Source organism: Marivita sp., assembly GCF_020055675.1.
Classification (GTDB): Bacteria; Pseudomonadota; Alphaproteobacteria; order Rhodobacterales; family Rhodobacteraceae; genus Marivita.
On record NZ_JAIPUS010000006.1, the window covers coordinates 134,007 to 147,455 of the forward strand.

At 59.2% G+C, this 13,449-nt stretch carries 14 protein-coding genes; 7 read left to right on the forward strand and 7 right to left on the reverse strand.

Going from position 1 to position 13,449, the window contains the following annotated elements; all coding sequences use genetic code 11:
* Positions 1-5: 5 nt before the first annotated feature.
* From tssE to tssA, 6 genes are all read right to left on the reverse strand, one after another.
* The gene (gene tssE, locus LCF59_RS06535; RefSeq protein ID WP_292286643.1) at positions 6-503 is read right to left on the reverse strand and encodes a type VI secretion system baseplate subunit TssE; all 498 of its coding nucleotides are present in this window, start codon (positions 501-503) and stop codon (positions 6-8) included.
* The gene (locus LCF59_RS06540) at positions 496-1,329 is read right to left on the reverse strand and encodes a type VI secretion system accessory protein TagJ (protein WP_292286644.1); all 834 of its coding nucleotides are present in this window, start codon (positions 1,327-1,329) and stop codon (positions 496-498) included. Before LCF59_RS06540 ends, tssE begins: the two co-directional genes overlap by 8 nt.
* A gap of 74 nt (positions 1,330-1,403) precedes the next feature.
* On the reverse strand, positions 1,404-1,889 hold the full coding sequence (locus tag LCF59_RS06545) for a type VI secretion system tube protein Hcp (protein WP_292286645.1): 486 nt from the start codon (positions 1,887-1,889) through the stop codon (positions 1,404-1,406).
* Between the two features lie 84 nt (positions 1,890-1,973).
* On the reverse strand, positions 1,974-3,467 hold the full coding sequence (tssC, locus tag LCF59_RS06550; RefSeq protein WP_292286646.1) for a type VI secretion system contractile sheath large subunit: 1,494 nt from the start codon (positions 3,465-3,467) through the stop codon (positions 1,974-1,976).
* 3 nt (positions 3,468-3,470) lie between these two features.
* Complete coding sequence (tssB, locus tag LCF59_RS06555) at positions 3,471-3,992, reverse strand: type VI secretion system contractile sheath small subunit (protein WP_292286647.1); 522 nt, start codon at positions 3,990-3,992, stop codon at positions 3,471-3,473.
* 69 nt (positions 3,993-4,061) lie between these two features.
* A complete protein-coding gene (gene tssA, locus LCF59_RS06560) occupies positions 4,062-5,111 on the reverse strand; it encodes a type VI secretion system protein TssA (protein ID WP_292286648.1) in 1,050 nt (349 codons plus the stop codon).
* Positions 5,112-5,592: 481 nt separating this feature from the next.
* Between tssA and LCF59_RS06565 the strand changes: the two genes are divergently transcribed.
* From LCF59_RS06565 to LCF59_RS06590, 6 genes are all read left to right on the forward strand, one after another.
* Entirely contained in the window at positions 5,593-6,015 is a 423-nt protein-coding gene (locus LCF59_RS06565) for a hypothetical protein (protein WP_292286649.1), read from the forward strand.
* Between the two features lies 1 nt (position 6,016).
* Positions 6,017-6,640 (forward strand): MotA/TolQ/ExbB proton channel family protein, encoded by a 624-nt coding sequence (locus LCF59_RS06570; RefSeq protein ID WP_292286650.1) that lies wholly within the window; start codon positions 6,017-6,019, stop codon positions 6,638-6,640.
* Positions 6,641-6,650: 10 nt separating this feature from the next.
* On the forward strand, positions 6,651-7,091 hold the full coding sequence (locus LCF59_RS06575) for a biopolymer transporter ExbD (RefSeq protein WP_292286651.1): 441 nt from the start codon (positions 6,651-6,653) through the stop codon (positions 7,089-7,091).
* Positions 7,088-7,504: a biopolymer transporter ExbD gene (locus tag LCF59_RS06580; protein ID WP_292286652.1), complete on the forward strand. Its 417-nt coding sequence runs from the start codon at positions 7,088-7,090 to the stop codon at positions 7,502-7,504. Before LCF59_RS06575 ends, LCF59_RS06580 begins: the two co-directional genes overlap by 4 nt.
* 128 nt (positions 7,505-7,632) lie before the next feature.
* Positions 7,633-9,135 (forward strand): DUF4384 domain-containing protein, encoded by a 1,503-nt coding sequence (locus LCF59_RS06585; RefSeq protein WP_292286653.1) that lies wholly within the window; start codon positions 7,633-7,635, stop codon positions 9,133-9,135.
* A gap of 174 nt (positions 9,136-9,309) precedes the next feature.
* Positions 9,310-10,011, forward strand: a complete 702-nt coding sequence (locus tag LCF59_RS06590; RefSeq protein ID WP_292286654.1) for a hypothetical protein — start codon at positions 9,310-9,312, stop codon at positions 10,009-10,011.
* Positions 10,012-10,015: 4 nt separating this feature from the next.
* Here the strand turns inward: LCF59_RS06590 and LCF59_RS06595 are convergent, their stop codons facing one another.
* Complete coding sequence (locus LCF59_RS06595; RefSeq protein WP_292286655.1) at positions 10,016-11,521, reverse strand: caspase family protein; 1,506 nt, start codon at positions 11,519-11,521, stop codon at positions 10,016-10,018.
* A gap of 1,394 nt (positions 11,522-12,915) precedes the next feature.
* Here LCF59_RS06595 and LCF59_RS06600 point away from each other — a divergent pair.
* The coding region (locus LCF59_RS06600) for a beta-ketoacyl synthase N-terminal-like domain-containing protein (protein ID WP_292286661.1) at positions 12,916-13,449 on the forward strand (534 nt) is incomplete at its 3' end.

Below are 13,449 nucleotides of genomic sequence, written 5' to 3' on the forward strand. Positions count from 1 at the left end.
ATGGTCTATCCCCCGTACTCAAGCGTGATATGGCCCGTCGTCGTATCGAACTGGGTGCGCAGGTAAAGCTCGGCCGGAACCGGTTCGGCCCACATGTCGGCCATGATATCGAAGGCAATCAGGGATTCCCGACCGACATCTTCTGACCGGCTGATGACGGTCAGAGACCCATCAAGGATCCTGGGTTCGAACAGTTCGATCGCCGCACGTATCGCGTCGCGCACATCCGAAGCGCGCGCCCGCGTCGAATAATCTCCAGTCGAATCCGGTACACCGTAGTTGACGACCGACCGGCGCACGTTCGGAAATTGATCGGGATCGATTTCGGAATCGAGATTTCCGGTATTCAAAAGCCAGGACAGGTCACGCTGGATGATCTCTCGCAACCGCCGGATATCAATCACCCGATTGTTGACGTTCTCGGTTTCGGTCTTGGGGTCATCGTCGGTCAGGCGATCGAGGATGGACGGCTGCAGCCGCTCTGTCAGTGTCCGGTCAGCCATCAACGCCGACCTCGCCTGCGGCGTCCGCATTGACCGGAGCAAACTGGAAATTGCGGGTGTCCATTAGGGATATCTCGGCTTGATCCGTCGTCAACAACCGCTGGCCTAGTCCAGCGAATGTGTCGTTGCCCAGATTTTGCCATTCGGTGACACGCGACAGCTTCATGGCGTCGCTGCCACGCTCGGCTGTGCCCGCGTAGCGCGTCGGAATGAGCCCGACCAATTCGCCCCCGTTTAGAAGTGTCAGGTTCGCGGCGGTCCAGACCGCGTCGCGCAGATCTTGCGGCGGTTCGATCCGGAGGCTGGCGAGCACGTTGAACGGCATCCAGAAATATTTCCCGTTGATGATGATTTCCAGAACCGGCCCGAGCCGCATGTCCGCATCCGCGATCCAGTCGAAATCCTTTTCGTCAAGCGTGCCCGAGGTCATCGGAGCCAGGTCGAACGCCTTCTCGCGGAGCTCCGCGGCCTTGTCCGCTTTGCCCCCTGCCAGGGCCTTGAGGCTTTGGCCCATGAGGGCGACCCAATCCTGCGGCTCTCCGAAGATCAGGGCATCCTTTTCGCCGGAAAAGACCTTTTCCCGAAACACCTCGCAGATAATTGCCTCGCGATAGGTCTGTGCCATCGGCAGTGCTGCCGCATCGAGTTGGGCACAGAGCTTGAGCTGTGTGACCGCCCGTTTCCAATCGCCCATGACGCAAAGCAGCTGGAACAGGAAGGTGCGCAGTTTTGCATCGTCCGGGTTGGCCCGGACGCTGTCTTGCAAGCTCGCCAATGCACCGGACAGATCTCCAGCTTTCAGTAGGTCTGTAGCGGCATTCTGCACAGGCGAACTCCTTTTCAGTAGGACCGCGCCGCCAATGGGCAACGCGGCAGCTTTCAGTCTTGCAGATCGCGTTCCTAGACTTCGTTGTTCTGCTCGATGCTCCAGGCGAAATCGACCGTGCCGCCCTTGGCCGCGCCATTCTTGTCCTGTTCCTGGTAAGACACTTTGACTTCTGCGAAATTGATGGTGTAGTCGAATGTCTGTTCTGGCGATCCGGGAGCTCCGCCGGTCGACACGGATGTGACCATGACATCCTTCATTTCGATTTTCATGTACTCCAACGGCGAGTCGCCGGCCTTTCGGTTGATAAGGGTCGCCGTCGGAATGTGAGTCCCTTTTGCGCATTTCTGCATCAGGACCGGCGCACTCTTGTCGATGGGGGCACTCACTGTCAGATCGTTGAAGCTGGCTTTGCCGCCACCGCCGCCGCCTTGCGCATGCATCGTGCCGAATTGCTGGAGTCCCCAAGTCCACGACAGGACATCAATCCAATCCGTGTGATTCTTGTCCTTTGACTCGCCCGGTATGGCTTCCAGCTTCAGAAAGCAGTCGATTTGCATAGCTCTTTCCTTTCAAAAATTCGGCGGCTGTCACCGCACTGGTCAGTTTCAAATTGTCCCGCATCCGCAAGGCAGAACCGGGGATTAATCCTTTTCCGAGGGCAGCTTGGACACCAACCGAAGCGAAACCGAGAGCCCTTCAAGTTGATAATGGGGGCGCAAGAAGAATTGCGACTTGTAATACCCGGGGTTTTCGGGGTCGGCTTGTACCTGGACTTCCGCAGATGCGAGCGGCTTTCTTGCCTTCGTGGTTTCCGATGAAGACTCCGGGCTGCCATCCACATATTGCAGGATCCAGTTATTCAACCAACGCTCCATGTCCTCCCGTTCCTTGAAAGACCCGATCTTGTCGCGCACCATGCACTTCAGATAATGCGCGAACCGGCAGGTCGCGAAAAGGTAGGGGAGGCGTGCACCAAGCTTTGCGTTGGCTGTCGCATCCGGATCCTCGTAGACGGCCGGGCTGTGCAGAGATTGCGCACCAATGAAGGATGCAACATCCGTATTCTTGCGGTGCAAAAGAGGCATCAGGCCCGCTTTGGCGAGCTCAGCTTCCCGCCGGTCGCCAATCGTGACTTCGGTTGGGCATTTCATGTCGACACCACCGTCATCCGTGGGGAATGTATGCGTCGGGAGTCCTTCGATCGTCCCACCGGATTCGACGCCGCGGATGCGACTGCACCAACCGTATTCCTTGAAGGATCGGTTGACGTTGAAAGCCATCCCGTAGGCCGCGTTAACCCAGGAGAATTTGCTCGAGTCCCCATCGCCCACATCTTCTTCAAAGGCGAATTCCTCAACCGGGTTGGTCTTTGCCCCGTAGGCTTGGCGCCCCAGAAACTTCGGCATGGCAAGCCCGATATACTTGCTGTCCTCGCTCTCTCTCAGACTGCGCCAACCGGCATATTCCGGCGTCTGGAATATCTTTGTGAGATCGCGCGGGTTCGCCAACTCGCTCCAGTTTTCGAAATTCATCAGCGATGGAGCAGCTGCGGCTAGGAATGGCGCGTGCGCTGCCGCACCGATTTTGGCCATTTCGCCAAGAAGTTCCACGTCTGGCGGGGTGTGATCGAAGTAGTAGTCCCCGACAAGGCAGCCATAAGGCTCCCCCCCGATCTGGTCATATTCCTCGCCGTAGAGCTTCTTGAAGATCGGTGATTGATCCCACGCCGTTCCCTTGAATTTGCGAACGGTCTTGTGCAAATCCTTTTTCGAGACATTGAGCACCCTTATCTTCAGCATCTCGTCGGTTTCGGTGTTGTTCACGAGAAAATGCAGCCCGCGCCAAGCGCTTTCCAACTGCTGATACTCCTCGTGATGAATGATCAGGTTGACCTGTTCGGACAATTTGCGGTCAATCTCGGCAACCATGGCTTCGAGCGAGAGAAGGACGTCCTCCGAAATCAGCTTCGAGTTCTCAAGCGCCTGCTGCGCAAGGGTATGCACCGCCGACTCGACTGCGTTCTTTGCGTTTTCCGTCCGCGGTTTGAATTCCTTCTGAAGCAGGCTGGCGAAGTCGGACTCCGATGCGTCCGCTGTCGTTTCCGAGACTTGCGCTTCTGTAGCTTGTTCGGCCATGGCTTATCCCTCGTCCTTTGCGGCGTCATCTGCGTCGCCCGGGGCGGCTTGTGCCGCAAGCGACGTCAAAAGGGCCGGGTCATTCAATGTCTTGGCAAGAAGGTCTTCCGCGCCGGGTTTTCCGTCCATGTAGGTCATGAGATTGGACAGTTCGTTGCGCGCTTCCATCAGCTTGCGAAGCGGCTCGACCTTGGCAGCGATGGCCCCCGGCGAAAAATCATCCATGCTCTCGAACGAGACATCGACCGAGAGATTGCCTTCACCGGTCAGTGTATTCGGGACCGAAAACGCCACACGCGGCTTCATGGCCTTCATGCGGTCATCAAAGTTGTCAACGTCGATCTCGAGAAACTTCCGATCCGCGACATTGGGCTGCTCGACTTCGGATTTGCCTGCCAGGTCAGACATTACGCCCATCACGAATGGCAGCTGCACCTTCTTTTCCGAGCCGTACAATTCGACGTCGTATTCGATCTGCACCCTCGGCGCCCTGTTACGTGCAATGAACTTCTGAGAACTGGACATATTATTTCCTCGTCTGTTGACCGATTTTATTCCATTGACGCACGCGTGCCGGCCATTCGGAGATGCGCGCTACCATTCGCTTGATCCTTCCGCCTGCGCGTCGCTTTCCTCCACGCCGGCGACCAGCTTGACGTTCTCGGCCCCCAACGGGGCCAGGTCGTTGATGATATCCAGAAAGTCCGCTCCAACGAGCCGGTGCGCGCGCCTGAGAATGATCGGCAACGGGCTCGATGGCTCATGCTGTGCATAGTAAGTGATTATCCGATCCAACGCCGCCTTCACATCGGCACGCGTTTCAATCTGGCCTGGCTCCCCACCGCCGCGTTGCATCGGGGCCCTTGCAGCCGGGGCGGCATCAGCGGCGTCTTCTTTTGGCGCACCTTCGGAAGTTTCGACATCCACGTATTTCGAAAGGACCTTCGAAATGCTCTCCAGAACTTTCTGCAAATCGTCCAGCGACGGCCCGAACCCCGGGGTCTTTTCGAGAAAGACGGCGTCGATTGCCCTGACATTCTCTAGAGCCTCCGCAGTCGCTTCGTAATAGGTTTTGAGTTCTTGGTCATCGGTGTCGGCAAACGCGGCATCGATCTCGTTTTTCGACATCCGTTTTTCGTCGTCCGCAGCCTCGACATCGCCCGTGGCAATCTCGATATCTTTCAAGGTGAGGCTTCCAAGCGCGCGACTGTTGGTCAATCGGGCCGAGGTCCTCAACCCGCGAATGATCGTGGCGCGCCCGCCAAGTCCGGTGACGGCATTGATCCGCATCATCGGATCCATGTCATCTTCCTCGTCGAGCTGCGGATGGCAGGTTTCCCAATACTGCTCGAGGCATCCGCGAATATAACGCGTCATTTCCGCGAAACCGACAAGTCCGGTCAGCCGGATTTCGCTCTGCGCAAGATACACAGCTGCCCTGATGTCATGCGTCCGCTCGAGAACGGCCCGGGCCTTCTTTGCGAGATCCTTGTAGTCGGGATCCTTGGCCGCAACAATTTCCTCACCGGCTTGCCGTTCTTCCTCGGGCTGACCCGCCAGTTCCATCGCGATGAAATCGGGATCATATTCGAGGTTGTCGCCGCTGGGCGCACCGTCACCATGTGATTTTAGGAGGTCGGACAAAGCAGCAACCTTTGAAAAAAAAGATAAAAATCGTATGACACACAAATCGAGCAATAGAACTATCGAAACGGTACCAAGTCTTTGCAAAAAATCCAGTGTAACTTGTGACCCAACGTAAATTTCTGAGATCTTTGAATATGTTTTTTCTGTATTCACAAGACGACGTGTGCCGACACCGGCTTCTTCTTCCATAAAGCACCAGGACGTCGGGGATCAGCCCTGGACCGACCTCGTGGGTCGCCACAAAACGAACCGGCACCCGCAAGACGCGTCGAGCAATCACAGGCGCCTGCACTTGACCGATCCGGTGACTTCGCGTTTCCTTCCGGGTATCCTTGCAAAGTTCGGCGGGACAGGATGGACAGCCGAAACCGGGATATAATTGTTAATCGCGTGCACGCGTATTTCTTGGACCAAGCGCTTTTGCGGCAGACATTTTTCAAGGCCCGACGCGGATCAGGCCACAGACCCGGAGGTCTACATGATCAATACCTCACCCTGGCTGACTGCCATCGCATGTATCTTGGTGGCGGCTGGTGCCAGTGCCCAGTCTGGCAATCTGTCAGTCGAGCTGAACAAGTTCGAAACCAGCGAAACCGGCGGGTGCCAGGCGTATTTCCTGTTTAGAAACGACACCGGGAAAAGTTTCGAAGGTTTCGAGATGAGCCTTGCGATCCTCGACTCCGGTGGGGTCATCGACCGGCTTTTGTCGATCGACGCGGCCCCCCTACCCGTCGAACGGACAACGCTGAAACTTTTTGCGATCCCGGACATCGACTGCGCCGACATTTCGGAAATCGTCTTGCATGACATGCCCGCCTGCAAACCGCAGAACGAAGACGCGGTCGACTGTTTCGAATTCCTCGAACTTGGCAGCAAAACCGACGCCCAACTGGTGAAATGATATGTTTGCAGGATTTGCAGACCTTGGCACCGGCGCGCCGATCATCTTGCTGCTGGGTGGTCTGTCCGTGTTTTCGCTGGCCCTGATCGTCTACAAGATCGCACAACTGTGGTCGGTGACATCGAAATCCGACACCCGGGAAGCGGCCCTGAACAGTTTCGAGTCTGGGAACCTGTCAGAAGCCCAAGCCAAGGCGACGCATGGTCAGACACCCGCCAACCGGGTGTTGGCGTTTGCGATCAAGTCCCTCGGTGAAGGGCGATCCGGCGCTGCATTGATGACCGAGCTCACACGTCGGGGAAACGAGGAGTTTGCGCAAATGTCGCGTCATATCCGGCTGCTGGAATTGATCGCGATGATTTCGCCGCTTCTCGGGCTCTTGGGAACGGTGCTCGGGATGATCCAGTCGTTTCAGGAACTCGAACTGGCCGAAGGAGCCGCGAATGCCTCGCTCCTGGCCGGCGGCATCTGGCAGGCGCTGTTGACAACCGCCGCAGGTCTGTTGGTGGCCATTCCCGCCGCAGTTGGCGCCACGCTGCTTTCGGCACGTGCCGAACGCGGGGCACAGGTGATCGAAGGCGCCATCGCGCAACTCATGCTGATTGCGGATCAGCCGTCCAGGTAGGTGTGCCAACATGCATGACCCCGCGACAACCGTTCTCAAGCGCCCGACACCGCCGCGCGCGCTGATCTCGTTGGTGCCGATGATCGACGTGATGCTCATTCTGCTGGTCTTTTTCATGGTCACCTCCACCTACCTGAACCTCGACATGATCCCGGCCGTGGATCACGTGGATGACGCCTCGGACACGCCCGCCAGCGGCGTCGAGACCTCGGCCCGCACGATGTTGATCCGGGTTGGGGCAGATGGCGTGCCAACCATGCAGGGACAAAGCTTGGAAGCCCGGCAACTGGACGCGCTGTTGGTCCAAAGGCTGCAAAGCGCGCCCGATCTCCGGGTCATGGTGCTTCCGACAGGTGCGGCCGACATGCAGGCCCTGGTGGCGGTGATGGATATTGCCACGAGGGCCGGAGTCACCAACCTGCGCGTGATCCGGTTGGAGGCAACGGAATGAAGCTGTCGCGACCGCCTGCACGCCAGCCCCCGGAAACCATCGTCGCCCTGATCGACGTGGTGTTTTTCCTGCTGGTGTTCTTCATGCTGATTGGTCGCATGGACGCCACGGCGCCGTTCGAGGTCAGCCCGCCAACCGCGACAACCGGCGCGACCATGCCGTCCGGCGGCATCACCCTGTCGGTGGCCGAGACCGGGGCGCTTGCCATTGACGGCGCTCGGATCGAAAGCGGCATGTTGATGGAAATCCTGTCGGACCGACTGGCCGGGAGCCCCGGGACACTCGTGCGCATCAATGCGCATCGACACGCCGAACTGCGCCATGTCCTGCCGCTTGTCGGCCGCATCGAAACGCTGGGCGCACGCGATGTGGTTCTTGTCGTCACACCCGAAACCGCCCCTCCGTCTCCATGACGCATCCGGCCCTGATATGGATTGGTGCGCTCGCCATATCCGCCGGGCTTCACGCCGCAAGCGCCTACGGTTTGTATCTGGCGACGCGGCCGGGGAACGTTCCGGATCAGGCCCTTCCCGAGACGGAAATGCAGCTTTCCGCCTACCGGGTGCAGCGCAGCGAGGCGCGCGAAACACGGTCAGAGTCCGATCAGGCAGCCTCTGGCGACACGTCTGGTTCCAACGTGAGCCAGGGCCGCATCGCGACATCCCAAGCAGCCCCGATGACACCGGATACAGCGGCAGCCGACATCGCGACACCACGTGGCCGCAAACTGCGCGCCGATCTGGCGGATGCAACCGACGTGCAGAGCGTTGCCGACCCCGGAGCCGACATCGCCGCACAGTCCATCACGCAAACCGCGCTGGCACCATCAGCGACCCCCACAGGCGACGCGGTGGCATCGCGCCCATTGACACCCCTCCATGTCGCCCGATCGCAGCCTGTGTCCCAGACGACAGCGGTCACGGCCCGGCCTCCAAGCCAGCAGATCGCCGCGGCATCCCCGTCGAGCAATACGCTTGCACCGGCGCCGGTTGCCGGTCTTGCCCTGACCGGTGAGGACGCACTTTCGTCAATCCCCGCCGCCACGGTCCAGCCCGCAACGATGCGGCCCGAACCGGGCGCTATAGAAAGCGAAATCCTTGATCAACCACAGCTTGATCGCGAGACGGCCGCCGAAGCGCCACCGCGCGCGCTGGCGGTCGCGCGACAAAGGTTTGACGCGCCACGCGCACCAGCGATTGTGCCACCGGCAGATCGCGCCAGGGCGAACCTGGCTTTTCCGGACCCGGACGATGGCCGCGTCGATCCGGTTTCGCTCGCCGCCTTCCAGAGCTTCAAGGAACCCGACGACCTGAGCAGGTCGGCAGCCGGGGTCCGCGACGGCATCAAGGCAACACTGAGCGCCATCCCCTGTTCACGTTTGCAGGTGCAGTACGATCCCGACGATAACAGCCTGCTCGTCTCGGGCCACGTGCCGGACCCGGAACTGCGTGATACCGTCGTGTCGGCCATGCAGGCGCAGATGGGACAAGACATCCCCGTGCGCGAAGGCCTCCTCATCCTGCCCCGCCCGCAATGCGGCGCCTTGTCCGGCATCGCCAGCGTCGGGTTGCCCCAATCCACCGATCAGATCACCAACCCCTTGCTGCTGGGCGAAGACACCCACGCGCGCGAGTTTCGCTATACTGCAGGAAGCCCGTTGGTGATGGCACTACAGGGCGCGGATTATGACGCCTATGTCTATGTCGATTACTTCGACGCCGATGGCAACGTGCTTCACTTAAGCCCCAACCAATACACTCCCCTCGAAAAGACCGAGGCCAAATCGGAGCTTCAGATCGGTTCGGATCATGTCCTGGAACCGGGAGAACCCGGGCTCTACATCAAGATCGGCCCGCCGTTCGGACAGGAAATCGCGGTCGCCTTTGCTGCATCGACACCTCTTTATGATGGGGTCCGTCCATTGGTGGAGCCGGCGGCTGCTTATCTGGGCTGGTTACGGGAAAAGGTCGCAGAGGCCCGCGTCAACGATCCGGATTTCAAAGGCGAATGGGTGTATTTCTTTATCTCGACCTCGGTCGAGTGATCCGCGGAAACACGATAACTGCGATTGGCCGAACTTGCTTTGCGCCCGCAGCCGCCTTACCGTCAGCGCATAAACGATGGCGTCCACATGCGGAAAACCGCCGCATGGGGACGACGCACCGCAAAAAAATGAATTCACATACTCGTTTCAAGACGAAAGAAAGGCAGCAGAGCCATGATTTCAAAGAAAACCGTTTCTCGTTTTGTCGGTCTGCCTGTTGTTTTCGGGCTGGTCACCACGCCTGTCCTGGCAACCACCCCTGACCCGGCGGCCAGCGGTCCGCCGGCCTCCTCGCTCGCTCAGATCGAAATCATCTACCCGCGTTATGCACAGGTCGGGGGGGAAGAAATCGGCGGGTCGGAATCCGAACCCGGCGGCAACGACAACCCGCGTGTCGCGCGAACCGGCCCACCCGTGGAAGCGTCGGAAGCGCAAACCACGCAGATCGTGACCCGATTGAACCAGATCCAGCGCATCTGCGAATTCATGGGGGATGAGTACCGAATCGCATGTTTCGCAACCACATACCGTCAACTGGCCAACGATATCCCGGCGAATGGGGATTACGCGGACTCGCGTGACGTGCTTTTGGACACGGCACGCAGGCTCGACAATCTGGCGCGCAGCAATCTTGATCGCAGCAAACCCGCGCTTCGGGCCCGGACTGACACGCCCAGCGGGCAAGTCCAGACACCACCGATGCGCGCTGTTCAGGCGCAGAGCGTCCCGGAGCTCAACCGGCAGGCCAGCGCCATCGTCGAGGAAGCGGAAACGGTGCTTCTGAGGTCCGCCAGCTCGGATGCCGCACGATCGATCCATTACCAGCGCATCGCCGCTGCGGTCGGCTCGAACAAGGTGCTCCTCCGCTCGGGGTGATCGATCACTCCAGCCCGTAGGCCGCCCGGATACCGCGCTTGGTGCCGGGTCCGATGTCACCATCAATCGCCCCGGTGTAGAACTCGTAGGCCTGCAATTGCGCCTGTAGCTCGCGACGGGTTTCTTCGGCGAACATCGTCGGTCGCTCAAGCAGGAGGTTCAACACGTCCTGGCTGCCGCTTCGCAAAGCCGCATAGAGGTAGGACGCGGCGTCTTCTGGTCCCTTGTCGGGGATCAACCCGTCGTCGATCAGCGCCGCGAAATTGAACTGCGCCTCCGGATGTCGCAGGTCCGCGGCGCGCTCAAACAACTCCAGCGCCTTGTCCGGATTTGCGCGCAGACCCAATCCACCCTGGTAGTGCAGAAAACCCAGGTCGTTGAGCGCATCCGCAAAGCCCTGATCGGCAGCCGCCCGGTACAGTTCCAATGCGCGCGCTTCGTCGATCTCGACGCCAATCCCCTGCTCGTAGAGCTTGGCCAGTTCCATCTGCGCCTCGGGCGACCCGCGCTCGACCGCCTGCTCAAGAAAGCTGACAGCCTGTTCGGGATCGAACCTCGTATCCTCCGGGTTCAGGCGGATATAGGCCAAGCCAAGCATGGATCGCGTATCGCCAAGATTGGCCAAGGCCAACAGCTGCGACTCCTGGTCAGGGCGCAGTTGCGACCAGGTTTTCGACGGTTCTTCGGTCGCCAGATCGGTTTCGCCATCCGGTGCCCCGGACAGGTAGAATGGCTTCCCGGTGAGCGAACCATAGGTATAGGGTTCCTGCAGATTGCGGGTTTCCCGAAGCACCGCGTCGCGCACCTGCCGGAACATGAGGCTGATCTCGAGGCCCGGCTTTGCCATCTTTTCCATCAGTGCGCGGGCATAGGGGCTGTTGCCTTGCGTCCCGTCCAAAGCGACCTGCCCGTCCTTGGCCGCGAACGCGACAAGCGTGCCCCGGTCCGGGTTGGCCGGGGCCAGCCCCCCGACACCCCGCGTCGCCTGATCGGTCGATTGCAGTTCCGATTGGGCCACGGCATCGGTATCGATCTGACCGCCCAAGGGATTGTCGCGGCAGCTGTCGAGGATCACGATCCGCATGACGCGCGCTTTCTCGACCACTTGCAGCATCTCCTTGAGCGACACGGATTGCTGCTGCACCTCGATATTGGAGGTGGGTTGCGCATCGACCGGGATCAGGAAGTTCTCTCCCTGCACCTCGATCCCGTGACCCGCGAAGTAGATCAGGGCGAGATCTGCCGTTTCTGCGCGAAACGAGAAATCATCCATCACCTGTCGCAACTCGGCGAGGCTCAGGTCGATCCCCCGCGTCACGTCGAACCCGATCTCCGTGAGCGTTTCCGCCAGACCCTCGGCATCGTTGCGCGTGTTGGTCAGCGTCGGGATCGACTCATATTCACCCAGACCAATGACAAGAGCAACGCGATCCGGGCTGGCGAGTGCCAAAGTGAAGGACGATGCCAGCAGCAGGAAAGGCAGGACGAACAGACGGACGATGCAGCTCATGTCAGATATGCTTTCGCTGATTGCGGTGGGCTTGGACTTTATCATACGCAACATGGACGTGGATTTCACTCACTTCTTCGCGAAACCCTGGATGGTTCAGCCAGAACCCTGATCTTTCAGGAGGACGTTAACGACGCATGGGAAAGCTAGACTGCCAATAAACATTCGCGGCAGGCCAAGCTTGACTCGACTCCGTTTAATACGGCTCAATGTCGCCACGATAATTGATCATCAAACCGCTCTTGCCCCAAAGATACGCAGGACGGTCACGTTCATGACGGTATTTAAGTGTCCTGCGCTCCAGCAGCGAAAATATAATTGCAATGGCTCACTGCTGTGTTGGCGGGTGCCATGATCAAAAAAATGGATATACCATGGAAGAAGATCCCGATTTTGACGATTTCCTCGATCCCGACGGAAATTATGGCTCTGTGGTTCCCGGAGTTCCAGCAACCGGCGGAATATACTCCGCTGACGAATTTTCCAGCGTTAACGGCGGCCCGGATGTCGATTGGTTCGAAGCAAACTTGGAGCAAGGCCGCGAATACGAGATTCAACTGAGAGGCGCCGACACAGAAGACGACCGCACGCTGGCGGACCCACGTTTCGTTGGCGTCTATGGCGTTTCCGATAACGAGGCAGAGCTATTTTCAGGAAGCGGAGACGACAATAGTGGGACCGGCCTGAACAGCCGAGCGCTTTTCACGGCACCTTATACAGGGACCTATTATTTCGCGGTCGCCGAAGGAGACTCTCAGTCTTCTGGCCTTGGCGGCACCTACACGCTTGAGTACTTTGACCTTACGCCGACCCCGATCGAACAGACCCTGACTCTCAACGAAGTGCTCAACGAAGGCGACGACATAACTTTGTCGATAGACACGCTGATTCCGGACGGCATTTCCTTGCCCTTCCCGGGCACCGGGGAACCTGAAGACCTCATCAGACAAATTGATCTGACTGTCACGACAACCACTGACAGAGCGTCGGTCGACGAGGATTTCACGGTTTCCTATGAGTTCGGATCTCCTCAGGTCATCAGGTTTGCCGCTCTGGAAGATGATCTGGTCGAGGATGACGAAGGCGTGGAACTCCGGGTCACGGGGTTCGTTGACTGGATCGTCCCATCCGATCGTCCCGCAATTACAAATGTCCTCGGTGATCCGGTAAACGGCGACACTCAGAGGGTGAACATCGACATCACGTTCAATGCGGTGATCAACTCCGCCCCCGAGGGCCTCCCGGATCCAATTCTGGACTATACCTTCACCGGACCCGAAGTCATCGGGAACGTTCTGACCAATTTCGAGGACGGCAGCCTTGAGACGTTCGAAGCGCTGCAATTCAGCTTCGACAACGATATTATTGCCGGTGAGCTTTTGGCGAACGGCGATATCTCGATCACCGGGTCGACCGGCTCCCGCGGCGATACGGTTGTCTTGCGGTTTAGCGTTGAGGACGAACGGGGCGCCATCACCCTTTCAGAACAGGAAATTCAGTTTGGCGCCCCTCAGGACGACTACCTTCCTGGCGAAACGGCACTCGACCTTGGGCGTATCGACCTCGACATCTCCGAGCATGTGGACAAGCGCACGCTGCGTTTCATGGGGCCCGGTGCCGCCTATGCCCATATCGCCATGAGCCAGGCCATCGCCGATGCCGGCCTGGAAGAGGATGACATCGTCAACCCGCGCACCGGCCTCGTCGCGGGGTCGGGCGGGCCCTCGACCAGCGCGATGCTGGCGGCCCACCAGACCGTGCTGGAAAAGGGCAGCCCCAAGCGCATCGGCCCCTTCGCGGTGCCCAAGTGCATGTCCTCGACCGTGTCGGCCAACCTGTCCACGGCGTTCCGCATCAAGGGGATGAACTTCTCCATCACCTCGGCCTGTTCGACCTCGCTGCACTGCATCGGGATGGCGGCGCAGCAG